At 61.4% G+C, this 23,769-nt stretch carries 22 protein-coding genes; 13 read left to right on the top strand and 9 right to left on the bottom strand.

The genetic code is table 11. From position 1 onward, the window contains the following. The first annotated feature begins 6 nt into the window (after positions 1 to 6). The 3 genes from bufB to BOP96_RS20580 are packed head-to-tail and all read left to right on the top strand — an operon-like array spanning position 7 to position 2,140. Positions 7 to 885, top strand: coding sequence for an MNIO family bufferin maturase (bufB, locus tag BOP96_RS20590; protein ID WP_073453859.1), 879 nt, complete (start codon positions 7 to 9; stop codon positions 883 to 885). After that, positions 882 to 1,658: an HvfC/BufC N-terminal domain-containing protein gene (locus BOP96_RS20585; protein WP_020300984.1), complete on the top strand. Its 777-nt coding sequence runs from the start codon at positions 882 to 884 to the stop codon at positions 1,656 to 1,658. The genes bufB and BOP96_RS20585 overlap by 4 nt, the downstream gene beginning before the upstream one ends. Further along, a complete protein-coding gene (locus tag BOP96_RS20580) occupies positions 1,655 to 2,140 on the top strand; it encodes a DoxX family protein (protein ID WP_032903233.1) in 486 nt (161 codons plus the stop codon). Before BOP96_RS20585 ends, BOP96_RS20580 begins: the two co-directional genes overlap by 4 nt. Here the strand turns inward: BOP96_RS20580 and BOP96_RS20575 are convergent. Continuing rightward, a complete protein-coding gene (locus BOP96_RS20575; protein ID WP_019817839.1) occupies positions 2,131 to 3,045 on the bottom strand; it encodes a LysR family transcriptional regulator in 915 nt (304 codons plus the stop codon). The two genes, BOP96_RS20580 and BOP96_RS20575, sit on opposite strands and share 10 nt — an antisense overlap. Positions 3,046 to 3,190: 145 nt before the next feature. Between BOP96_RS20575 and BOP96_RS20570 the strand changes: the two genes are divergently transcribed. From BOP96_RS20570 to BOP96_RS20560, 3 genes are all read left to right on the top strand, one after another. Further along, the gene (locus BOP96_RS20570; RefSeq protein WP_014717272.1) at positions 3,191 to 3,790 is read left to right on the top strand and encodes a short chain dehydrogenase; all 600 of its coding nucleotides are present in this window, start codon (positions 3,191 to 3,193) and stop codon (positions 3,788 to 3,790) included. 96 nt (positions 3,791 to 3,886) lie between these two features. Next, a complete protein-coding gene (locus BOP96_RS20565; protein ID WP_014717271.1) occupies positions 3,887 to 4,558 on the top strand; it encodes a COG3650 family protein in 672 nt (223 codons plus the stop codon). A 106-nt stretch (positions 4,559 to 4,664) separates the two neighbouring features. Further along, complete coding sequence (locus BOP96_RS20560; protein ID WP_073453857.1) at positions 4,665 to 6,278, top strand: NAD(P)/FAD-dependent oxidoreductase; 1,614 nt, start codon at positions 4,665 to 4,667, stop codon at positions 6,276 to 6,278. A gap of 265 nt (positions 6,279 to 6,543) precedes the next feature. Here the strand turns inward: BOP96_RS20560 and BOP96_RS20555 are convergent, their stop codons facing one another. Next, on the bottom strand, positions 6,544 to 7,638 hold the full coding sequence (locus tag BOP96_RS20555; protein WP_054897976.1) for a PLP-dependent cysteine synthase family protein: 1,095 nt from the start codon (positions 7,636 to 7,638) through the stop codon (positions 6,544 to 6,546). Between the two features lie 216 nt (positions 7,639 to 7,854). Between BOP96_RS20555 and nhaA the strand changes: the two genes are divergently transcribed. Then, positions 7,855 to 9,039, top strand: coding sequence for a Na+/H+ antiporter NhaA (nhaA, locus tag BOP96_RS20550; RefSeq protein ID WP_019817842.1), 1,185 nt, complete (start codon positions 7,855 to 7,857; stop codon positions 9,037 to 9,039). 101 nt (positions 9,040 to 9,140) lie between these two features. Here the strand turns inward: nhaA and BOP96_RS20545 are convergent, their stop codons facing one another. The 6 genes from BOP96_RS20545 to dinG all read right to left on the bottom strand — a co-directional run bounded on the left by BOP96_RS20545 (position 9,141) and on the right by dinG (position 17,599). After that, positions 9,141 to 9,605 carry a glycine zipper 2TM domain-containing protein gene (locus BOP96_RS20545; protein WP_003189251.1) on the bottom strand — a complete coding sequence of 155 codons (465 nt, stop codon included), beginning with the start codon at positions 9,603 to 9,605 and terminating at the stop codon, positions 9,141 to 9,143. Between the two features lie 265 nt (positions 9,606 to 9,870). Continuing rightward, complete coding sequence (gene pdxH, locus BOP96_RS20540) at positions 9,871 to 10,518, bottom strand: pyridoxamine 5'-phosphate oxidase (RefSeq protein WP_014717267.1); 648 nt, start codon at positions 10,516 to 10,518, stop codon at positions 9,871 to 9,873. Between the two features lie 27 nt (positions 10,519 to 10,545). Continuing rightward, complete coding sequence (locus tag BOP96_RS20535) at positions 10,546 to 11,697, bottom strand: OmpA family protein (protein WP_073453855.1); 1,152 nt, start codon at positions 11,695 to 11,697, stop codon at positions 10,546 to 10,548. Between the two features lie 143 nt (positions 11,698 to 11,840). Further along, entirely contained in the window at positions 11,841 to 12,986 is a 1,146-nt protein-coding gene (locus BOP96_RS20530; RefSeq protein ID WP_014717265.1) for an EstA family serine hydrolase, read from the bottom strand. A gap of 82 nt (positions 12,987 to 13,068) precedes the next feature. Beyond that, on the bottom strand, positions 13,069 to 15,366 hold the full coding sequence (locus BOP96_RS20525; RefSeq protein ID WP_073453853.1) for a beta-galactosidase: 2,298 nt from the start codon (positions 15,364 to 15,366) through the stop codon (positions 13,069 to 13,071). 88 nt (positions 15,367 to 15,454) lie between these two features. Beyond that, a complete protein-coding gene (gene dinG / locus BOP96_RS20520) occupies positions 15,455 to 17,599 on the bottom strand; it encodes an ATP-dependent DNA helicase DinG (protein ID WP_014717263.1) in 2,145 nt (714 codons plus the stop codon). Between the two features lie 99 nt (positions 17,600 to 17,698). Between dinG and BOP96_RS20515 the strand changes: the two genes are divergently transcribed. Beyond that, positions 17,699 to 18,163 carry a CopD family protein gene (locus BOP96_RS20515; protein WP_019817847.1) on the top strand — a complete coding sequence of 155 codons (465 nt, stop codon included), beginning with the start codon at positions 17,699 to 17,701 and terminating at the stop codon, positions 18,161 to 18,163. 103 nt (positions 18,164 to 18,266) lie between these two features. Here BOP96_RS20515 and BOP96_RS20510 read toward each other — a convergent pair whose 3' ends face one another. After that, on the bottom strand, positions 18,267 to 19,025 hold the full coding sequence (locus BOP96_RS20510) for a collagen-like protein (protein WP_019817848.1): 759 nt from the start codon (positions 19,023 to 19,025) through the stop codon (positions 18,267 to 18,269). 179 nt (positions 19,026 to 19,204) lie between these two features. Between BOP96_RS20510 and BOP96_RS20505 the strand changes: the two genes are divergently transcribed. The 5 genes from BOP96_RS20505 to BOP96_RS20485 all read left to right on the top strand — a co-directional run bounded on the left by BOP96_RS20505 (position 19,205) and on the right by BOP96_RS20485 (position 23,595). Continuing rightward, positions 19,205 to 19,702, top strand: coding sequence for a DUF6231 family protein (locus BOP96_RS20505; protein ID WP_014717260.1), 498 nt, complete (start codon positions 19,205 to 19,207; stop codon positions 19,700 to 19,702). A gap of 4 nt (positions 19,703 to 19,706) precedes the next feature. Next, positions 19,707 to 20,177 carry a YchJ family protein gene (locus tag BOP96_RS20500; RefSeq protein ID WP_003189238.1) on the top strand — a complete coding sequence of 157 codons (471 nt, stop codon included), beginning with the start codon at positions 19,707 to 19,709 and terminating at the stop codon, positions 20,175 to 20,177. A gap of 21 nt (positions 20,178 to 20,198) precedes the next feature. Then, complete coding sequence (locus BOP96_RS20495) at positions 20,199 to 20,681, top strand: LEA type 2 family protein (protein WP_032873061.1); 483 nt, start codon at positions 20,199 to 20,201, stop codon at positions 20,679 to 20,681. Next, the gene (locus BOP96_RS20490; protein ID WP_003189235.1) at positions 20,678 to 20,878 is read left to right on the top strand and encodes an SEC-C metal-binding domain-containing protein; all 201 of its coding nucleotides are present in this window, start codon (positions 20,678 to 20,680) and stop codon (positions 20,876 to 20,878) included. Before BOP96_RS20495 ends, BOP96_RS20490 begins: the two co-directional genes overlap by 4 nt. Positions 20,879 to 21,153: 275 nt before the next feature. Beyond that, on the top strand, positions 21,154 to 23,595 hold the full coding sequence (locus BOP96_RS20485; RefSeq protein WP_073453851.1) for a penicillin acylase family protein: 2,442 nt from the start codon (positions 21,154 to 21,156) through the stop codon (positions 23,593 to 23,595). The last annotated feature ends 174 nt before the right edge of the window (positions 23,596 to 23,769 follow it).

Here is a 23,769-nt window from a genome sequence, read left to right as displayed (position 1 = left end):
GTACTGATGATGACGCCTACAGCCCAACACGCGGTCTCACCGGCTCAGGTGCCCGGCCTTCCCTATCGGGCCGGGCTGGGGCTCAAGACCGAGCACTTCACCGAGGTGCTCGAGACCCGCCCCGACATCGGTTTTTTCGAAGTACACGCCGAAAACTACATGGTGGCCGGCGGCCCGTTTCATCACTACCTGGGGTTGATTCGTGCGCAGTACCCCCTGTCACTGCACGGCGTCGGCCTGTCTATTGGCGGCGAAGGTCCTCTGGACCGCGAGCACCTGGCACGCCTGGCCACGCTGATCGAACGCTACCAACCCCAGTCTTTTTCCGAACACCTGGCCTGGTCCAACCACGGCCCGGTGTTTCTCAACGACCTGCTGCCCCTGGCCTACGACGCCAGCACCCTGGAGCGGGTATGCGAACACGTGGACCAAGTACAGAGCATGCTCAAGCGCCCGATGCTGCTGGAAAACCCGTCTACTTATCTGCAGTTCCAGCGCTCTACTTTGGACGAAACCGACTTTATCAGCGAGATCGTCCGCCGGACCGGTTGCGGCCTGCTGCTCGACGTCAACAACGTCTACGTGTCCTGCATCAATCACCAGCGCGACCCGCTGGCCTACATCGATGCCCTGCCATTGCACGCGGTGGGTGAGATTCATCTGGCCGGTTTTGCCGAAGACACCGACAGCCTGGGCGACCGCCTACTAATCGACGACCACGGCGCGCCGATCGATAACGCCGTGTGGCAGCTGTACGCACAGGTACTGGCGCGAACCGGAGCGGTGGCGACGCTGATCGAGCGGGATAACCAGGTGCCCGCGTTCAGCGTGCTGCAAACAGAGGCCCGGCAGGCCGAATGGTATTTGTCGCAGGTGGACAGATGAGTATTCAGCAAACATTCGCCGAGGCTTTACTGGCCCCGCAAGCAACCTGCCCCGAGGGCGTGTTCAGCAGCAACGGTGCTGAGCCGACGAGCCGCTTTGCGGTGTATCGAAACAATGTCCATAGCGCGTTGATCCATGCTTTGGCGGCCGCCTACCCGGTGGCCCGGCAACTGGTCGGCGATGAATTTTTCCGCGCCATGGCCGGCCTGTATGCCCAGGCTCATCCGCCCACCAGCCCGTTGATCAGTGAGTACGGCAGCACGTTCTCTGACTTTATCCAAGGTTTCGAACCGGCCTCGAGCGTGCCCTACCTGGCCGATGTCGCCCGGCTGGAACGCTTGAGGGTTCGCGCTTATCACGCGGCGGATTGCCAGGTTCTGGATCAGCACAGCGTACTTCGGCAACTGCAAGGCTGCGCGCAACTGGGGCAACTGCGTGTACGACTGCATCCGTCACTTGCCACGCTGGAATCTTCCTACGCGGTGGTATCGGTCTGGGCGGCGCATCAGGTCGACGGGGCTATCGCCACTTTGCACCCTTGGTATGCCCAAGGCGCGCTGGTCTTGCGCCAAGGCTTAGCGGTCAAGGTGTTCGCCATCGACCGCGGGTCTGTGACCTTTATCAACCGCCTCAACCAAGGCGCCGGGCTGGAAATGGCCATCGCTGATGCCCTGGAAGCCTCCACCGAATTCGATTTGCACCAATGTCTCACGCTGTTGATCAGCCACGACGCCATCACTCATTTGCATCTGCAACCCGAGGTATTGCCATGAACATTCCCGCTCCTTGCCTGGTAAAGCGAACCGTCGCACTGTTTGAAAAAATCCCCTACAGCCTGATCGCCTTTATCGCGCGCTTCTCCATTGCGGCGGTGTTCTGGAAGTCTGGCCAGACCAAGGTCGAAGGCTTTGCCATTGACCTGATCAGCGGCACCTTCCAATGGGGTGAGCCCAAACTTGCCGCCTCGACCCTGTTCTTATTTCGCAGCGAATACCAATTGCCTCTGCTGTCGCCCGAGGTGGCCGCGCACTTGGCAACCTTTGCCGAGCACTTTTTTCCGGTATTGATCCTGCTGGGGTTCGCCACGCGCTTTTCGGCCCTGGCCTTGATCGGCATAACCCTGACCATCCAACTGTTCGTCTACCCCGACGCCTATCCCACTCATGGCACCTGGCTTGCGCTGTTATTGCTGTTGCTTGCCAAAGGCCCAGGTTGGCTGTCCATCGACCACCTGATTGCCCGTCGTTATCGCTGAAGTCGATCCAGTGCCTCGCCGCTGCGCTTGAACCAGTCCACCAGGTAGTCGGCCAACACTTGGGTACGCCGTGGCAGGCCGCCTTGGTAGGGATGCACCAGGTACATCGGCATGCTGCGCGTCTGATAGTCGCGCAGCAGCCAGCGCAATCGGCCATCAGCCAGCTCCGTGGGTAAAACGTAGGACGGCAGGCGAGCAATACCGGCGCCGACCAAGGCGGCTTTTTTCAGCAGGTTGTAGTGGTTGGAGGCGAAGGTGCCGCTCACCTTTACCCGCAGCAATTCGTGTTGCTGGTGGTACAACCATTCCTCGCGGCCACTGTAATGACTGTTGAGCAAACAGCTGTGCGCCGCCAGGTCCGCCGGGGTCTGCGGCTCGCCATGCTGTTCCAGATAGGCCGGGCTGGCGCAGGTCATCTCATGCCAGGCCAGTAAAGGCCTGGCTACCAGGCGTTCATTCTCGAGGGCGCCCGAGCGAACGCCCAAGTCAAAGCCATCGCGCGCCAGGTCCCGGTAGCTGTTGTTAAGCTCCAGCTCGATCTGCACCTGCGGGTATTGCTTGGAAAATTCCAGCAACAAGCCATCGAAAAAGGTTTCACCCAACGACACCGGGACAGTCATACGTACAGGGCCGGCCAAATCATCTTTGAGCCGCGCCAAGGCCTGGCGCGCGCGTTCCACCTGCACCACCAATGCTTGTGCCTGGGGCAGCAACGCCGCGCCGGCAGCAGTAAGGCTCAGCTTGCGCGTAGTGCGGTGCAGCAAAACCACGGCAAACTGCGCTTCCAACTGGCTGATGCGCTTGGACAACTGCCCTTTGCTGCAGCCCAATTGTGCGGCCGCCACAGTGAAACTGCCGGCTTCGATCAGCACGGCGAACGCCGCCAAGTCATCCATTTCGCTCATGGACTGTTTCCATTTGAAAACCAAAGGTTGCCTATTAGCGCGTTTATCCAGCTAAAAAGCCACACTAGACTGAATGCAAATCCCAACCCCTGCAGGAGCGAGCAAGCTCGCTCCTGCAGGGAGTCAGCCCCAGAGGAACAGCACGATGAAAATCCTATTGATTGGTGCCAGCGGCACCATCGGTTCAGCAGTCAAGGCAGAGTTGGCCCAGCGCCACGAAGTGATCAGCATCGGCCGCACCAGCGGTGACTTCCAGGTGGATATCAGCGATAGCAACTCGATCCGTAAGCTGTTCGAGCAGACCGGCAAGTTCGACGCGCTGATCTGCGCGGCAGGCAGCGTCAACTTCGTGCCCCTGGCAGACATGAACGACAGCGATTTCGAACTGGGCCTGCGTGACAAACTGATGGGCCAGGTCAACCTGCTGTTGATCGGCCGTGAATACGCCAACGACGGTGCTTCGTTCACGTTCACCAGCGGCATTCTGAACCGTGACCCGATCCGCACCGGTGCTTCGGCGGCCTTGGTCAACGGTGCATTGGACGCCTTCGTCAAAGCGGCGGCCATCGAGTTGCCACGCGGCCTGCGCATCAACTCGGTCAGCCCGACGGTGTTGCTGGAAGCCATGGGCAGCTATGCTCCCTATTTCCGTGGCTACAAACCTGCCCCGGCCGCCGATGTGGCACTGGCTTACGCCAAAAGCGTCGAGGGCCTGCAAACCGGTCAGACCTTTATCGTAGGTTGAGGGTGAGATCCGTAAGAAACGCCTGAAGCTGGCAAGCGGGCTTGTGATGCACGGCCAGCCTGCGTAACGTGGCGGCACTTGCCTGGAGACCCGATAATGCGCGCCGCCCGTACCCTCGCCCTGTTTGCCTTGCTTCCTGTGTTCGCCGCCTGCCAATTGTTCGAAAGCGAGCCGGCCAAGCCATCGACTGTCGGGCTGACCCGTATGCAGGGTGAGTTGACGGCGGTGGACGGCAAACTGCTGTTCCAGCCCTGTGGCGACCAGCGTAGCTACGTGGTCAACGATACCGGCGGCACCAGCGTCCTGCAGGAAGCCGCCTCGCTGGCTGGCCAGCAGGGCATACTATTTGCCGACCTGCGTGGCAAGTTTTCCGGGGTCGCCAGCGGCACCCAAGGTTCAGTGGACCTGCAACAGCTGTATCGCGTCGAACGCTCGACCTCAGCGTGCTCTGACCCGGATTTCAAGCGCATGATCCTGCGGGCCAACGGCCATAAACCCGCCTGGGCGATGAACGTCACGGCTAAGGGCATGGTGCTGGAGCGCGAAGGCCAGCCACCTTTGGCAGTGCCGTACGTTGAGGAACAACTGGGCGACGGCCGCTTCAACCTGATGACCGAAGCCAATAACCAGCACATCGAACTATGGGTGGCGCCCCAGCGCTGCGTCGACAGTGTGAGCGGCAGCCTGCAGCACATGAGCGCCGAGCTGCGCGTGAACGGCCAGGTGCAGCGTGGTTGCGCGGCGTTCGGCGGCTCGCGGGACGACTGATTAGCCCCTGTGCTGTTTTAACCTGACGGAAACTTGCCATTGGGGCTTATAATCGCCGGTTTGCAAAACAGCCGGCCTTCTTGCCCGCCGCCTACCGGATCCTGTCATGTTACGAATCACCGAACTCAAGCTGCCCATCGACCATCCCGAAGAAGACCTGCGCACGGCCATCGTGCAGCGCCTGGGCATCGCCAGTGATGACCTGCTCGATTTCACCCTGTTCAAGCGCAGCTACGATGCGCGTAAAAAGACCTCCGAGCTGTGCTTCATCTACACCGTCGACCTGAACGTGACGGGTGAAGCCGCGCTGCTGCTCAAGTTTGCCGACGACCGCAACGTCAACCCGGCACCGGATGTCAGCTACAAGGTGGTGGGTCAGGCGCCGGAAGGCCTGGCTGAGCGGCCGATCGTGGTAGGTTTTGGTCCCTGCGGGATTTTCGCCGGCCTGCTGCTGGCACAGATGGGTTTCAAGCCGATCATCCTCGAGCGCGGCAAGGAAGTGCGCCAACGCACCAAGGACACCTGGGGCCTGTGGCGCAAAAGCGTGCTCAACCCAGAGTCCAACGTGCAATTTGGTGAAGGCGGCGCCGGTACCTTCTCTGACGGCAAGCTGTACAGCCAGATCAAGGACCCGAAATTCCACGGTCGCAAAGTGCTGCACGAGTTCGTCAAGGCCGGCGCGCCGGAAGAAATCCTCTACGTCAGCAAGCCGCACATCGGTACCTTCCGCCTGACCGGCGTGGTAGAAAACATGCGCGAGCAGATCATCGCCCTGGGCGGTGAAGTGCGCTTCGAACAACGGGTCACCGACGTGTTGATCGAAGACGGCCAGTTGAACGGCGTGGTCATCGACGGCGGCGAGCAGATCCTCTCCAAGCATGTGATTCTTGCCCTGGGCCACAGCGCCCGTGACACCTTCCGCATGCTCCACGACCGTGGCGTGTACATGGAAGCCAAGCCATTCTCGGTGGGTTTCCGTATCGAGCACCCGCAGTCGCTGATCGACGCCGCACGCTTGGGCAAATACGCTGGCCACCCCAAGCTGGGCGCAGCGGACTACAAACTGGTGCACCACGCCAAGAATGGCCGTTCGGTCTACAGCTTCTGCATGTGCCCGGGCGGCACCGTCGTGGCTGCGACCTCGGAGCCCCATCGCGTCGTGACCAACGGCATGAGCCAATACTCGCGTAACGAGCGCAATGCCAACTCCGGCATCGTGGTAGGCATTACCCCCGAGGTGGATTACCCAAGCGGCCCGCTGGCCGGTATCGAGTTGCAGGAACGCCTGGAGTCCCACGCCTACATCCTCGGCGGTAGTAACTACGAGGCCCCCGCGCAACTGGTGGGCGACTTCATCGCTGGCAAGCCCTCCACGGCGCTGGGCAGCGTGGAGCCGTCCTACAAACCCGGCGTGTCGTTGGGTGACCTGGCGCTGGCCTTGCCGGACTTCGCCATCGAAGCCATCCGCGAAGCCTTGCCAGCGTTCGAGAAACAGATCAAAGGCTACTCGCTGCACGATGCGGTGCTGACCGGCATCGAGACCCGCACCTCGTCCCCACTGCGCATTACCCGCAACGAGTCGATGCAGAGCCTGAACGTCAAAGGCTTGTTCCCGGCCGGTGAAGGCGCAGGCTATGCCGGTGGGATTCTGTCGGCGGGTGTCGACGGGATTCGGATCGCCGAGGCGTTGGCGCGGGATATGCTCGGCATCGAGGCCTGAAGCACGCTGACGGCCAGCATAAATCCCGTGTGGGAGCTGGCTTGCCTGCGAAAGCGGTGGTGCAGTTAAAGACTAGGTGACTGACACGCCGCTTTCGCGGGCAAGCCCGCTCCCACAGGGGATCTGTGCCGGGCGTTGATCCTGGGGGCAATACACGACCAGTGTGGGAGCTGGCTTGCCTGCGATAGCGGTGGTGCAGTTAAAAATTCAGTGACTGACACTCCGCTTTCGCGGGCAAGCCCGCACACAGTTGGATAGTGGGGTGTCAGATATTAGCGCGCAGGATGTTAGCGGGTAGCGCCTCACCGCGTTCGACACTCGCCGCAACCGCCGCGATCAACCCTTCCAGCTCATAGCCCTGCCCCGCCAGCCACGCTTGATCGTAATAGGTCGTGGCATAGCGCTCACCGCCATCGCACAAGATCGCAACGATCGACCCCGACTCCCCCGCCGCTTTCATCTGTTGCGCCGCCATCAGCGCACCGATCAGGTTGGTTCCGCTGGACCCGCCAACCCGTCGCCCCAAACGCTCAGCCAGGTAATGCATGGCCGCCAGGGACAATGCATCCGGCACTTTGACCATGGCGTCAATCACCGCGGGCAGAAACGATGCCTCCACCCGCGGGCGACCAATCCCTTCAATCCGCGAGCCACAGTCCAGGCGCAGGCTGGCGTCACCACTCTGGTAGAAATCGAAAAACACCGAGCGTTCGGCATCGGCACACAGCACCCGGGTGCAATGCTGGCGATAACGCACATAACGGCCCAGGGTCGCGGTGGTGCCGCCGGTGCCAGGGCTGGAAATCAACCAACTCGGCTCCGGGTGCTGCTCAAAGCGCATCTGCTGGAAGATCGACTCGGCAATGTTGTTGTTTGCCCGCCAGTCGGTGGCACGCTCGGCGTAGGTGAACTGGTCCATGAAGTGCCCCCCGCTTTCCTGGGCCAGGCGTTCGGATTCGGCGTAGATCTGCGTCGGGTCCTGGACCAGATGGCTCTTGCCACCGTAGAAGGCAATCTGGGCGATCTTCTCTTGGGACGTGGTCGCGGGCATGACGGCAATAAACGGCAAGCCGAGCAAGCGCGCGAAGTAGGCTTCCGAGATCGCCGTAGAGCCGCTGGACGCTTCAATAACGGGGGCGCCCGGCTTGAGCCAGCCATTGCACAGCGCATACAGGAACAGCGAGCGCGCCAGCCGGTGTTTCAGGCTGCCGGTGGGGTGGCTGGACTCATCCTTGAAGTACAACTCGATGCCTGGCAAACCCGGTAATGGCAGCGGGATCAGGTGGGTATCGGCGCTCCGCTGGAAGTCCGCTTCAATGATACGAATGGCTTCGCGGGCCCAGGTACGGTGGTCGCTCATGGTGGGTTCTCTAAAGGTTTTCAGCGGTAATCTTAGGATGTTTCCCACGCTTCACACAGATACAGTGACGACGCAATTGGACACACAATTGCTAGTCTTTAGCCCACCGATGCCCCGGCCCATCCCTTATAACAAATAAGAATATAACTTTTGTTTTAACAACTAACAGTACGGGTTAGGGTACCCACTTATTGAACCTGGATTGGAGAGCATCCCTTGCCTCTGCGTAGCACTTTCACCCGTTTCTTCCAGCTGGAAGCCGCCAGTGGTCTGTTGTTGATCGCCGCTGCCGCTTTGGCGCTGATTATCAACAACTCACCGTTGTCGCACCTGTACAACGCCTTTCTCGACACGCCGGTGGTGGCTCAGGTTGGCGCGTTGAAAATCGCCAAGCCGGCGCTGCTTTGGATCAACGATGGCCTGATGGCCCTGTTCTTCCTGTTGATCGGCCTGGAGGTCAAGCGTGAGCTGCTCGATGGTCACCTGTCCAAGCCTTCGCAAGTGGTGTTGCCTGGCGCAGCGGCCATCGGCGGCATGGTGGTGCCGGCGCTGATCTACTGGGCGCTGAACAAGGACAACCCGGCCGCCCTCGCTGGCTGGGCGATCCCCATGGCCACCGACATTGCCTTCGCTCTGGGCGTGCTGGCCCTGCTGGGCAAGCGCGTACCGGTGTCACTGAAACTGTTCCTGATGACCCTGGCGATCATTGATGACCTTGGCGCCATCATCGTCATTGCCTTGTTCTATTCCGCTGACTTGTCCACGGCATCCCTAGCGGGCGCGGGGGCGTGCTTGATTGCGCTGATTGCGATGAACCGCCTGGGCGTGATCAAACTGGGGCCGTATATGATCATCGGCCTGATCCTGTGGGTGTGCGTGCTCAAGAGCGGTGTGCATGCGACCTTGGCGGGTGTAACCCTGGCGTTCTGCATTCCACTGCGCACCAAAAATGCCGAAACCTCACCGCTGCTGAGCCTGGAACACGCCCTGCACCCGTGGGTGGCCTACGCCATCCTGCCGCTGTTCGCGTTTGCCAATGCCGGGGTCTCTCTGACAGGTGTCAGCCTGGAGAGCTTCACCCACTCCGTGCCCATGGGCATCGCCGCCGGTCTCTTGATCGGCAAGACCGTCGGTGTGTTCGGCCTCACCTGGCTGGCGATCAAAACCGGCATCGCCTCACTGCCCAGCGGCGCCAACTGGGGTCAGGTAATGGGCGTGGCGATTCTGTGCGGGATCGGCTTCACCATGAGCCTGTTTGTCGGCTCCCTGGCGTTTGTGCCAGGCGCCAGTGAGTTTGCCGGTGAAGATCGCATGGGGATTCTGACCGGGTCGATCCTGGCGGCCTTTATCGGGTATGCGGTGACGGCGATGGCAAGTCGCAAGAAAGCCGTCGTTGCATGATTGAAGTCAGTCAGTTGTAGGAGCGAGCTTGCTCGCTCCTACAAACAAAACCCCCAACCGGTCACCCGGTTGGGGGTTTTTCTTCGCCTGAAGCTTAAGGCTTAGCGAGTAACGCGGCTGGTACCGTCGACGGTCATGATGCGTACGCGGTCGCCAATGCGGAAGATTTCATTTTCCTGCACGGCTTGTACGTAAGCACGCATGCTGCCGTCGTCTTCGCGCACGGTGATTTCCACGCCCTGGGTACGGGTCAGGCCTTCTTCAGTGGCCGAGCCCAGCAGGCCGCCCGCAACTGCGCCGATCACAGCAGTAACGATGCTGCCTCGGCCGCCACCGATGGCGCTGCCGCCAACGCCGCCGATGACTGCGCCCGCGGCGCCGCCGATTGGGGTTTTGGTGCCTTCGATTTTCACCGGACGCAGGGATTCGATGGTGCCCATGCGAACGGTCTGTACACGACGCGCCTCATCACGAGAGTACGAGTCGCCGGTCAGACTCGAGGCGCAGCCACCCAACAGCAACGACAGGGTGGTAAAGCAGGCAACTAGTAAAACGGACTTACGCATAGCATCAACTCCAAAGGACAGGTATTCATTAAACGCTGTGGCTTGGCGCGTGTCACGGCGCACCAGGCAGAAACTTGCTTTCATTCAGCCTGAGTACAGACTGCCAGCACCAGAGAACTCGACGAACGGTAACCAGGCCAGGGCACAGAACGATGCCATAACCGGCTTGATCAGTGTAGCCGCGCAGCCGAAAGCGTCCGAAGTCTCTTGAACAAAGACTTCGACGCAACGGTGTTGATTCAGGTGGGATGACGAAAGGTGACGCTCAGGGCGCCAGGCGCTCGCGGCACCATTGGCCGTCTTGCAAACGGTAGTTGAGGCGATCATGCAGGCGGCTGGCCCGGCCTTGCCAGAACTCGATGCGCTCAGGCAGTAAACGGTACCCTCCCCAATGCTCGGGGCAATCGGGCTGGGTATCGCTGAAACGCTCTTCAGTGGCCTTGAGCAACGCCTGCAGCTCTTCGCGATCACGAATGACCTTGCTCTGCGGAGAGGCCCAAGCACCCAAGCGGCTACCCAACGGGCGCACCTGGTAATAAGCATCCGATTCTTCAGGCGTGACCTTGACCACGCGCCCTTCAATGCGTACCTGGCGTTCCAGGGTGGGCCAGAAGAAGGTCATGGCCGCAAACGGCCGCGCCGCGAGTTGCTCACCCTTGGCGCTCTGATAGTTGGTGAAGAAGGTAAAGCCCTGTGCATCCAGGCCCTTGAGCAGCAGGATGCGGCAGTGCGGGCGACCGTCCTGATCCACCGTCGCCAGCGTCATGGCATTGGCCTCCACTGGCGGCTGTTCAGTTTTCACCGCATCAGCAAACCATTGGTGGAACAACGCAAACGGCTCGTCCGGGGCCTGGGCCTCGCTCAAACCGTCCCGTGTGTAGTCACGGCGCATATCGGCCAGTGCCTGGGTCATGCGGCTTTATCCTCGTGGTTCAACAGCTCAGTTTTTCGCCTGGTCGTTCGAAGCGGGTGCCGCCTTGGCTTTTGCAGTAGCCGGCTTCTTGGCAGCCGGCTTGGCCGCAGCCTTTTTAGCCGCTGGCTTGGCCGCCGCTTTCTTGGCCGTGGCCTTTTTGGCAGGCGCTTTTGCCGCCGGTGCTGGTGCAGGCACATTCTGCACCGCGACCATTTCGGCTACGGGCGGGGTCTTGCCGGAGTTGTACTTGCTCAACAGTGCCAACATCGTTGTACGCTGAGTGAACATGATTTCCATGCGACGGTTCAGCGCACGCCCCTGATTGCTGTCGTTGGCGGCACGCGGCATAAGGTCGCCCATGCCACGCAACATCAAGCGATCCTGTTTCAGACCACTCAGGCTGAAAATCGAGGCGATGGACTGCGCACGCTCCTTGCTCAACGCCTGGCTGGCGGGAGCACTGCCAGTGGCATCAACGTGGCCCAGCACCAGTACGGCGGTCTTCGGGTCAGCTTCAACAGCCTTGGCCACCCGCGTGAACGGGCCCAGGGTCACCGGCAGTAACATGGCCGGGCGCTTCGGGTTGTAGGAACCGTCTACCGGAGCAATCACTACCAGGGTGTTGTCACGGCGCTCCAGTTGCAGGTTGCTGTCCTTGATGGCCGCACGCAGGCGTGGTTCGTATTCGTCCAGCCAGGCTTGGGTGACTTTCGGGTCAGGCATTTGTACGTTGGTCACATCGACCTTGGCCAAAGGCTTTGGCTTGCTTTCGAACGGCCACCACCAGCGCGGCTCGCTGTCGGTCTTGGCGACGACAGGCGCTGCGTCAGAGGCCGGCGTTGCCGCCTTGAGGTCGGCTTTCAGGTCAGCCTTGGCGTCGGCGGCTTTTTCTTCGGCGGTCTTGGTGGAAAACGGCCACCAGCTGTAACCGGTGTCGGCTTTGGCGGCCGGGGCAGCGGCAGCAGCGGTGACAGGTTCAACAGGCTTGGCACCGGCGGCCGGCTTGGCGTCGGGTTTGGCATCCGGCTTGGCGTCGGTCTGGGCCACTGGATCCTTGGTTGCAGCTTTGTCAGATCCAAATGACCACCAATGCCCACCTTCGGCATCATTTTGTGGAGTTTGTGCACAACCCGTAATAGTGAGGCACAGCGCCAGTGCCAAAGACTTGTTCGATAACATGAGATATCCACAAAATGAGAAAAAACCAGGGGGTCGCGGGACCCGTTAAACAGACGCTAAAAGAACATTCAAGTTACAACATGTCGTTCAGCATCTTTTTTATACTTGCCTTTGTAACAAAAAATTGTGAAACAGCAAGGGGTTTATAGACAACCGGCCAATATTCCGACCAACTTCTGGGCCCGCGGGTCCATAAGTACGTAAGGCCCCAGGGTATTAGTCACGAAACCGAAGGCTACATCATGTTCAGGGTCGGCAAACCCGACTGATCCCCCTGCCCCTGGATGCCCGAATGCACGTGGCCCAAGGCCGAACGTGGCATTGGGCAACTGCGGTTGATCCAACATGCAGCCCAGGCCGAAACGGGTTTGGGTCAATAAGGTTTTATCCAGCCCGATACTGTGCTCGCGGGTCAATTGTTCGAGCATGTCGCTTTCCAGCAAACTACCGTCCAACAAACCACTATAAAACCCGGCCAGGCTGCGCGCATTACCGTGGCCATTCGCCGCAGGCTGCTGCATGCGTCGCCATTCGGGCTTATTAGTGCTGGTCAGAATAGACGGTGGGTTGGCAAATGCACGGGTAGTCATCGCCGCAGGCTCGCGCATCATTACTTGAAGTAACCGTTGCGCGGCTTCATCACCGATAGTGCCTTTGCTGCGTGCGATATGGGCGACGCGATAAAACTCTTCATCCGCCAGGCCCACATGGAAGTCCAGCCCCAAGGGGCGTGCCACCCGCGCCACGATCGACTCCCCCGGCCCGCGCCCATCGGCGCGGCGCAACAGTTCGCCAACCAGCCAGCCATAGGTGATCGCTTCATAGCCATGGCCTTGGCCCGGTGTCCACCACGGGGCCTCCGCCGCCAGGGTATCGACCATCAATTGCCAATCGTACAGGGCCTCGGTGGGCAGCATTTCGCGGATGGCGGGCAGCCCGGCCTGGTGGCAGAGCAACTGGCGCAGCGTGATCGCGTCCTTGCCAGCAGCGGCAAACTCCGGCCAGTACTCGGCCACCGGCGCATCAAGCTTGAGCTTGCCTTCGGCCACCAGTTGCAGGGCAGTCACTGCCGTGAAGGTCTTGGTGCAGGAGAACAGGTTGACGATGGTATCGCTGTGCCAGGCTTCGGCACCGTCCTTGTCGGCAGTACCGGCCCACAGGTCGACGACGGTTTGCCCGCCAATCTGGATGCACAGCCCGGCACCACGCTCCTGAGGATCATCGAACAGGGCGGCGAAGGCTTCGCGCACCGCTTCGAACTGCAGCTCGTAATGACCCTGAATCTGCACCTAAGTCCCCTCGGAAAACACCATGAAAATTGGTCGCCATTCTTTCAGCCATTGTGGGTTTTGTGAACCCGTCAACGATGAATCAATGCCCATTCCCAGCATGCCCGCCAGGGTGCCCGGCGCCCTGCCCCGCGCCTTTGCCGTCACGCCCAGGTTTGGCGGCGTCACTCTCACGCGTCGCTTGGGTGGCCTTGGCTTTTTGCGCCTCACGGCCCAGTTGGTCGAGCGCGGCCAGGTTGCTCTTGCGTACCGTCTCGACAAAACCCTGGAACGGTACATCGGTGATGCCGACCAGGCCGAAATGGCCGTTTTCACCATCCAGCAGACGCCCGGTGACCGGCTGGTCCAGGTACTGGAACCAGTGCACCCCGACAATCGACGGCTCGGCCACCGCCTGTTTGAGGAAGGTGGAGTACGCCGCGCCGCGGTCTTCTTCGCGGGCCAGTTGCGTCACGCCGCCCCAGAACGGGCCACGGTCGGCAGAGCCAAAGTTGAATTCGGTGATCAGTACCGGTTTGTCCAGCGCACGCAGGGCGGCGAAGTCATACCCGTCCTGGGGTTTCAAGGTGTACATGTTGAAGCTCAGCACATCGCAATACTGCGCGCACGAAGCGACCGCTTCCGGCGTGCTCACCGCAAAACGGCCGCCCAGCAACAGCTGGTTGGGCGCGTGCCACTTCAACGAGTCGGAAATGGTCTTGAAGTAAGCATCGGCGAAGGTCTTCTGGAAATACTTGAAGTCGGCTTCGATCTCCGGGTGTTCAGGGCTGGGCATCGGCGGCTCAAAGCCGGGATCTTCCATCAGCTCCCAACCGGCCAGTTGAATGCCCCAGGCTTTGGAAAGGCCCTCTTCATTGCGGTATTTATCGCGCAGTTGCTTGAGGAAGGCGCGCTTGGCCGGCACGTCGGTGGTCATGCGCAGGGTGCCGTAGGCCAGGGCGTAACGGGATTTTGCATCCTCGCCGGGGCCGGCCCAGGCCAATTCGTTGTCGGCAAAAAAACCGATCAACCACGGGTCGTCACGATGATCGCGGGCCGCGATGGCCACGGCGCGTTCGGTGGCCATGGCAAAACGCGGGTCGAACGGGTCGGGCATACCGCCCCACCAGTCGGTGCCGGTACTGATGCTGGCATAGTCACCGACAATCGACAGCGGCAAGGTGTACGGCACGCGGTCGGCAGTGGCCAGGTCCGGATCGCTCCAGTTGCCGACGGTGTTAAAGCCCCAGGCTTGCAGGCGATCGAGGGTATGGGTCACCCAGCGTGGCTGGTCCAACGCGTCACCGCCGTAAGTGCGTTGCAGGTTGGCGCCGTAGAAATCGTACCAACGCCCTGAGCCAAAGCCGCGACCTTCGCCGGCGCCGTTGCCGGTGCGGCTGTCGTCGCTGCCGTAGTACTTGTCAAAGGGTTCGCCGGCCTTGGGCAGCGCCGCGAACATCCACTCGCGCCCCGCCACGTAGGTCTGGCTGTTGTCCGGCGCCACGGTGTTCACACCCAGGGAGTAGAACGGATGCCCGTCCGGCGTCACCAGGTACCAGCGGCCGTCGCGCTTCTGGGTGCGGAAAAAGCCGCTGGCGTCGAAGGCCGGGCCCTTCTTCCAGCCACCGTATTGATCCAGGGAGGACTTGTCCCGCTCGGCCAGCCAGGTCTTGAGCTGCTGTTGTTCCTTGGCGGCCGATGCCTTGAGTTGCTCGTCGTTGCTGACCTTCTCCGGCCAGCGCGCGCGGTTGGATTGGCCATAGGCATCCACTAGTTCAGTGTAGGCAGCCTTCAATACTGGCTCGCTGTCCTGCACGCCAAAGCGCTCCAGCAGGATACTTTGGGCGGCATTGGGCTTGAGCATCGACAGGGTCACCGAGACCACCTGGCTGCGGTCGATTTCGCCGGCGCTGGCGGCCAGCAATACCCGTTGGCCATCCACCGTCATCGGCATCGGCGGGCCGGCCTTCATGCCCTGGCTCAGGGGAGCGTTGGCTTGCAGCGGGACGAGCAACGTCTGGGCCGGGCCGGCCGGCAGGTCGATGCGGCTGACGAGCGTCTTGCCGTCGGCGCTCTGCACCTTGACGTAAAGGGTCAGCGCCCAGTTCATTGCGCTCTGGATACGCAGGCTCATGGCGTTCGATTGCGACCAATCCCACGTCCCCGTCTGCGGGCTGAGCACCAGGCTCGGCTCGGCCGCTGGGTTGAAGGTGATGCGGCGCAGCACCTCGCCTTCGGGGGTTTGTTCGGCGTTGTATTGCGGCAGGCTGGCGTCCTGGGTCGCCACCTTGACCACATCGGCAGGCCGGACGAAGTTGAACAGCGTTTGTTGCCCCTCGGGCGCCGCCATCAAAGGCGCAGCGAACAGCAGGGCAAAAAGAGCGGGCAGCGTGCGGATCATACGAACAAGGTTCTCCCAAACGGCCGATGACTGGCCTGATGATAGTGATGAGATAGACCACAGAGTGGGCGAATCCGCCCACGGTGGCTTAAGAAATTTCGCGCCTGAACGGCGGCAAGGCATTGAGGATCGCCTTGCCATAGCGCTGGGTAACCAGGCGACGGTCGAGCAAGGTGATGGTGCCGCGGTCTTCTTCGGTACGCAGCAGACGCCCGCAGGCCTGCACCAGCTTCAGTGAAGCATCCGGCACCGAAATTTCCATGAACGGGTTGCCGCCCCGGGCTTCGATCCATTCGGCCAGTGCGGCCTCGACCGGGTCATCCGGCACCGAGAATGGGATCTTGGCTATCACCACGTGTTCGCAGTAGGCACCGGGCAAGTCCACGCCTTCGGCAAAGCTGGCCAGGCCAAACAACACGCTGGAATCCCCACCGTCGACCCGCGCCTTGTGCTTGTTCAGGGTTTCCTGCTTGGACAGATTGCCCTGGATAAACACTTGCTTGCGCCAGTCGCGGTCGAGGCCGTCGAACACGTCCTGCATCTGTTTGCGCGACGAGAACAGCACCAAGGTGCCGCGGGAGCCTTCCACCAACGACGGCAGATCGCGAATGATCGCCGCCGTGTGCGCGGCCGCGTCCCGTGGGTCGGCCTTGAGGTCCGGCACCCGAAGCACGCCGGCGTCAGCGTGATGAAACGGGCTGGGCACCACGGCGGTGACGGCTTTTTTCGGCAGGCCGGCGCGCATGCGGAAGCGGTCAAAGGTGCCCAGGGCCGTCAGCGTGGCCGAGGTTACCAGGCAGCCGTAGGCGACGTTCCACAGGTTGCGGCGCAGCATTTCAGCGGCGAGGATCGGGCTGGCGTTGACCTCGATATCGAACAACGCACCGCTTTCCGACAACGTCAGCCAGCGGGCCATAGGCGGGTTGTCTTCCGGGTCTTCGACGGTAAAGGCGGTCCACAGCTCCCAATTGCCTTGGGAACGAGACAGCAAACTGCCGAACAAGGGATACCACTCTTCGGCCTGGTTGCTGGCGATGCCGATATTGACCTCGCCATCCATGCCTTCCTTGAGCAAATCCGTCAGGCGGGTGAACAGGTCGGTCAGGCGTGAAAAGCCTTTCTTCAGCTCGATGCCCATTTCGCGCATGTGCTCGGGAATCATCCCGCCGACAAAACGGTGGCGCGGGCGCTCTCGGCCTTCGACGTCTTCACCGGGCTTGAAGTCCGCCACCTGCTCGCAGGCGCTGAACATGAATTGCTGCTGGGTCTTGATCTCGCGCGCCAGCTCCGGCACTTGCTCGATCAACTTGCCCAGGTCGCCGGGTAACGGGTGCTGGGCCAGCAACTTGGTGAGATTCTTGGCAGTGGTTTCCAGCCAGTCGGCCGTGGAACGCAAACGGGTGTAGTGGGCGAAATGGCCAATGGCCTTGTCTGGCAGGTGGTGGCCTTCGTCGAACACATAGAGGGTGTCGCGGGGGTCGGGCAGTACCGCACCGCCGCCCAGGGCGAGGTCAGCCAATACCATGTCGTGGTTGGTGACGATGACGTCCACTTTGCCCATGCCTTCGCGCGCCTTGTAGAACGCGCACTGGCCGAAGTTGGGGCAATGGCGGTTGGTGCATTGGCTATGGTCGGTGGTCAGGCGCGCCCAGTCGGAGTCTTCTAGGGCAGTGGGCCAGCTGTCGCGGTCGCCGTCCCATTTGTTGCCGGCCAGCTTCTCGATCATGCTGGTAAACAGCTTCTGGCTGGCCTCATCCACCTCGATCTTGAAGCCTTCTTCTTCGAACAAGGAGGCGGTGGCGGTTTGGGCGTGGCCTTCCTGCAGCAATACGTCGAGCTTGGACAGGCACATATAGCGGCCACGGCCCTTGGCCAGGGCGAAGGTGAAGCTCAAGCCGCTGTTGCGCATCAGGTCGGGCAAGTCTTTGTAGACAATCTGCTCTTGCAGCGCGACGGTAGCGGTGGCGATCACCAGGCGCTTGCCAGCAGCCTTGGCCGTAGGGATCGCAGCCAGGCTGTAGGCCACGGTCTTGCCGGTACCGGTACCGGCCTCGACGGCCACTACCGCAGGCTCACCCTCGCGGCGGCCTTCGTCGTCGGTGTCGATATCCCCGAGGACTTTTGCCACTTCGGCGATCATCAGGCGTTGGCCGTAGCGCGGTTTCAAGCTCTTGGCTTCGAGAAAACGCGAATAGGCGCCCTGGATCGTGGTTTTGAGTTCAGTGCTGATCATGGATAGTCGGGCGCAAAAAACGCTGGATAAATTTTCAGTGGTTCGGATCGGCCGCTATCATACCCCGCTAATTAATCCCGCGCAGAACGGAGTACCACAATGACCGCGTTTAGCCTTGCTTATACCCTGCATGTACTGGCCGCCTTGATCTGGGTCGGCGGCATGTTTTTCGCCTGGATGATCCTGCGCCCCGCCGCCATGGCGGCGCTTGAGGGCCCTGCCCGGCTCAAGCTATGGGCAAATGTGTTTCAACGTTTTTTTGTATGGGTATGGGTGGCGGTGGTGCTTTTGCCGATCAGCGGCATTGGTTTGCTGCAACTGCGTTTCAGTGGTTTTGAGACCGCGCCGCGTTATGTGCAGGTAATGATGGGGTTGTATCTGGTGATGACGGCGTTGTTTATCCGCATCCAGGCGTTGAAGTTCCCGGAGCTGAAGGCAGCGGTGGCGGCTGAGGATTGGCCGGCGGGCGCGGCTGCGCTGGGGCAGATTCGCAGGTTGGTGGGGATTAATTTGATCGTGGGGTTGGTGGTGGTGGCGGTGGCTTCGGCTCGGCCGATGTTCTGAGGCGAGCCTTACACCGCTATCGCGGGCAAGCCCGGCTCCCACACTGGAATGCATTCCAAATGTGGGAGCCGGGCTTGCCCGCAATAGCGTCAGGCCAGGCGACTCAGAGCCGCTGGATAGTCACAGACCCCGCAGGCCCAGCCGGCCCCGGTTGCCCTTCCAACCCTGGCCGGCCCTTTTCGCCGCCGTCCGCGCGGTACACCAGGCAGCCCTTGGATTGCCCGCCCTTGCCGGGTTTACCCGCCACCCCAGCCAGGCCGCCCGGCCCGCCATCGACCCAGACCTTGATCTGTTCAGCCGGGAACGCCTGCGGCAACTCCAGGCGTACCTGGGCGCCCGCCGCCCCTGGCCGGCCATCGCCGCCGTTATCGCCATTAAAGCCGCGCCCGGCTGAGCCCCAGGTGCAACCCGGGTCCACGCCGTTGGCACCGTCCAGGCCCGCATATCCTTGGGCGCCAGCGCCGCCACGGGCATCCACCGACAGCGCTTGGGCAGTCAGCGAGTTAATGCGCAAGGTCAGGTCACGCCCAGCTTTGGCGGGTTTTTCGTGGGTGCCGGGGGCGCCCCGTGAGGTGATCTGGCTACCGTGCTCCAACTGCGCCTCGCGCACTTGCATTTGCAAGGCGGTATTGCCGGGCACAATGGTGATGCGTGCGTCGCGCCCCAAGTGCAGCTCATCCACCGTGACCTGGCTGATAGTGGCCGGAATCAGCAAGGTGCCGTAGTCCGCTACGTCCAGGCGTTCAAGCTGCAACACGCTGGTGCTGCTGGGCAGGCGCATCAAGGAATTGGTTTCGACACTGACGCTCTGGGCCAGGGCAACGGGGCTGACCAACAGGGCCAGCAGAAAAACCTTACGCATCATGGGGCTCCTGAGTGTTTTCAAATTTTTCTTTGAGCGCACAGTAACGACTTCTACCGGCGATTTGCCAGTGAAGGATCAAAAAACTTCAGTTCTGCCTCGGTGGGTATCGACCGTCGCGCTCTAGGCCCACGCGCCTAGCCGCGCTAGTCTCTACGGTCTTGATGCGAGGATCTGCAATGACCGCTGGAATTTCTGCCCGTACGCCCCAACACGCCTTGGCGGCCCTGCTGGACCTTCACAGGCCAAAACGCCTGTTGTTAGTGGGCGCCAGCCAATTTCCGGCGCTGGATGCCTTCAAAGCTGCGCACCCGGACACCGAGGTGTTCTATGCCGCGCCAGGGCCGTTGTCGGAAGACCTCGCGGTGCAGCGTTTTGACCTCGCGCTGGTGGTCGACTGCCTGGAGCACCTGCCCAAACCCCAAGGCCTGACCTTGCTCGGTGGCATTCGTAACCTCAACGCCAGCCGCATTGCGGTGCTGGTCGACCTGAGTGCCTGCGACTGGAAGGACACCGACTTTTTCTCCCTGGCCCTGCAAGCCGGTGAACGCTTCCAACGCGATGATCAGGTACTCACGCTGTTTACCTATGATCTGCTTGACTATAAACAGGTGCCGGACTGGCTCAACGCCCGCTTCTGGGCCAACCCGGAAAACTTCGGAAAGTATTGGTGGTAACCCGATGAGTACATCCATTTGCCCGTGTGGCAGCGGCAATCTGCTGGATGCCTGCTGCGGCCATTATCACGCCGGTCACCCGGCCCCCTGTGCCAGCGCGTTGATGCGCTCGCGCTACAGCGCCTATGTGCTGGGCCTGGTCGATTACCTGGTCGCCACTACGCTGCCTGCGCAACAGGCCGGCCTGGACCGCGACGCCATTGCCGCCTGGAGTGCCCAGAGCACCTGGCTGGGGCTGGAGGTTGAAAGCTCCGAGGTGTTCGGCGGCCAGCCGGAACACGCCTTTGTCACCTTTACCGCGCGCTGGCATGACGCTACCGGTGAACATAGTCACCGCGAGCAGTCTTCTTTCGTACAGAATGAAGGGCGCTGGTACTTCATCGACCCTACGGTAGAAGTGAAGGCCGGACGTAACGATGCCTGTTTGTGTGGCAGTGGGCAGAAATTCAAGAAGTGCTGTTCCAGCTACTTCTAATGACTCGACGGGGATAACGCCATGCTTCGGATGTATAGCTTGATACTGGCGTTGACCCTGGGCCTGACCGGCTGCGCGTCCTGGTTCGAAGACGACGCGCCGCCACCCCACGTTTCCCTGGTCAAGGTCGAAGTGGTACGGGCCAAGCTGCTGGAACAGAAATTCAAGCTGTACTTTCGCGTGGACAACCGCGACGACGCCGACCTGACCGTGCGCGGCCTGGTCTACAAGGTCAGCCTGGGCAACCTGGTATTGACCGAAGGCGAGTCCAACGAGTGGCTGACCGTACCGCCACGCAGTCATAAATTCTTCAAGGTCTCGGTGCGCACCAACCTCTGGCCGCAGGTGCGCGAGGTGGTGCAGATGTTGAAAAATCCCGACGAGCCCGTGCCTTATCGCCTGGAAGGCGAACTGAAAACCGGATTATTCATCGGTAATGACGTGCAGGTGGCACACAATGGCGAGATAATCCCCGGCGATTTTATTCCGGAGCAACATCGATGACACAGCAACCCCATGTCCACGGTCCTGACTGCAACCACGATCATGACCACCATGATCACGACCACGGCCATGTCCACGGCCCGAACTGCGGCCACGCTCATCAAGAGCCGGTGCGCAATGCGTTGAAGGACGTCGGTCGCAACGATCCTTGCCCGTGCGGCAGCGAGAAGAAATTCAAGAAGTGCCACGGCGCTTAAACCGTACTGAAGATCAAAATGCCGGCGGCCCCCCGCCCCAGCCTTGATCCAAGGTTGCAGGCGATCAAATGTGGCAGCGGGCTTGCTCGCGAACGCGTTCCGTCAGTTGATACAGACACTGACTGATACACTGTTTTTGCGAGCAAGCCCGCTCCCACACAGGTCTGCGCCTGACTCAAGTTCTAATGCTTAACCCAAAACTCCCGCTTGCGTCGTTTCGCCGCGCTCACTAACGTAGCGCCTTTACTGACGCTACCCCCCGCAGGAGCTTTGCCATGGCCTCGCCAGCCCTCTTACATTTTCTTCCCCGGTTCGGCGTTGCCGCGGCAGTGGTCAGTGCCTTGGGCCTGGCCGGTTGCCAGCTCCAGAACACCCAGGACACCCTGCCGCCCGTTGCTGGCGTGCAGCCAATCAAGGGCCTGGCACAGAATGTGTCGGTGCGCCGCAATGCCCAAGGCATGCCGCTGATCGAAAGCAACACCTTCCACGACGCACTGTTCAGCCTCGGTTACGTGCACGCCAGCGACCGCATCACCCAGATGGTCACGCTGCGCCTGCTGGCCCAGGGCCGTCTGGCGGAAATGTCGGGGCCGCAAGTGCTGGACGTCGACCGTTTCATGCGGGCGGTCAACCTCAAGAAAAACGCTGGCGAGTTGTACAACGCCTCGTCGCCGCGCCTCAAACGCTTCTTTGAAGTGTATGCCCGAGGCGTCAACGCCTACCTGTTCCGTTATCGCGACAAGTTGCCGACGGACCTGGCCCAGAGCGGCTACAAGCCCGAGTACTGGAAGCCGGAAGATTCGGCGCTGCTGTTCTGCCTGCTCAATTTCAGCCAGTCGAGCAACTTGCAGGAGGAGCTTTCGGCCCTGGTGCTGGCGCAAAAGGTCGGCGTCGACAAACTCGCCTGGCTCACCCCAAGCGCACCGGACGAACCCGTCCCGCTGGCCGAAGCCGACAAGCTCAAAGGCGTCAACCTGAGCCAGATCACCGGCCTCGCCGGGCTAGAGACGGTGGGCCAGCAATTGCGCAGCCTTAATGCCCTGGGCGTCACCACCTCAAGCAACTGGGCCATTGGCCCGCAACGCAGCCGCAGCGGCAAGAGCCTGCTGGCCAACGACATCGCCGCGCAGCCACAAGCACCGTCGCCGTGGAACTACGTGCAGATTCGTGCGCCCAAATACCAGGCTGTCGGTGCTTCGATTGCCGGCCTGCCGACCCTGCTGTCGGGTTTCAACGGCAAGGTCGCGTGGAGCATGAGCGCGGTCAAGGGCGACACCCAGGACCTGTTCCTCGAGAAGGTCAAACGCCAGGGCAACGCGCTTTACTACGAGAACAACGGCAAATGGCTGCCGGCCGGCGTGCGCAACGAAACCTTCTTCATCAAGGGCCAGCGCTCGATTCGCGAAGTGGTGTACGAAACCCGCCACGGCGCCCTGCTCAACAGCAGCCAGGCGCTCACCAGCGGTCTAGGCCTGGCTTTGCAAACCGCCGACTTCAAGGACGACAAGAGCCTGGATGCGTTCTTCGACCTGTCCCGCGCACAAAACGCCGGCAAGGCCTCGGATGCTACCCGCGAGATTCGCGCCATCGCGCTGAACATGATCTTCGCCGACGCCAGCAACATCGGCTGGCAGGTCACCGGCCGCTTTCCCAACCGCCGCGAAGGCGAAGGCCTGCTGCCATCGCCGGGCTGGGACACGCGCTTTGACTGGGACGGCTACGCCGACGCGATGCTGCACCCGTACGACCAGGACCCGGCCCAAGGCTGGATCGGCACCGCCAACCAGCGCACCGCGCCGCGTGGCTACGGTATGCAACTGTCCAACGCCTGGGATGCACCGGAGCGCAGCGAACGCCTGGCGCAACTGGCCAACGCCGGCAAGCATGACAGCCGCAGCCTGATCGCCATGCAATACGACCAGACCACCCTCTTCGCCGCCAAGCTCAAGGGCATGTTCCAGGCACCCGGCATGGCCCAGCCGCTCAAGCAGGCCATCGAGGCCCTGCCGACAGCGGAACGTGCCAAGGCCCGCGAAGCACTGGAGCGCCTGATGACCTTCGATGGTCGGCTGGCAACCACCTCGGCTGACGCGGCGATCTATGAACTGTTTCTGCAAGAAAGCGCCCGGCAAATCTTCCTCGACAAACTCGGCCCGGAAAACAGCGCCAGTTGGAAAGCCTTCGTCAGCAACGCCAGCCTGTCCTACTCGGCCATCGCCGACCATCTGCTGGGCCGTGAAGACAGCCCGTTCTGGGATGACACGCGTACACCGCAAAAAGAAGACAAACCCGCGATCCTGGCCCGTACCCTGGCCGCCGCCATCGCTACCGGCGACAGCCAATTGGGCGCCGACCACAAGGCCTGGCAGTGGGGCAAACTGCACAGCACCACATGGAAAAACACCAGCGGCCAGGTCCTCCGCGGCCCCTTTGCCAGCGGTGGCGACCACAACACCTTGAACCCGGCGCCCTATAGCTGGGGCCAGGACTTCAACGCGACCCAGGTGTCGGCGCTGCGCATGATCATCGACTTCGGCCAGGCGGAACCAATGATGGGCCAGGGCGGCATCGGCCAATCCGGCAACCCGGCCAGCCCGAACTATGTCAGCGGCATCGACCCGTCGTTGAAGGCGCAATACCTGAGCTTTCCGATGCAGCCGCAGAACTTTGAAAAGGTGTATGGCAAGACAAGGTTGACCCTGACGCCCGGTAAGTAACCGGGCTTCCTTGACGAAACCGGATAACGCTGTGTGGCTTGCTGCGATAGCAGCCGACGGTAACCACGATGCGAAGCGAGTCGCTCTTGATCTGCTTTTGATTTTGATCTTAAGCGCCCCGTCAAACCACGCTGGCCGGAATTCGACAGGGATTTGGGGGGTAAACCGGCAGGG

The sequence above is a fragment of the Pseudomonas sp. FSL W5-0203 genome (genome assembly GCF_001896155.1).
GTDB classification, from domain to species: domain Bacteria; phylum Pseudomonadota; class Gammaproteobacteria; order Pseudomonadales; family Pseudomonadaceae; genus Aquipseudomonas; species Aquipseudomonas paracarnis.
This window is presented reverse-complemented; position numbering and strand designations above follow the sequence as displayed.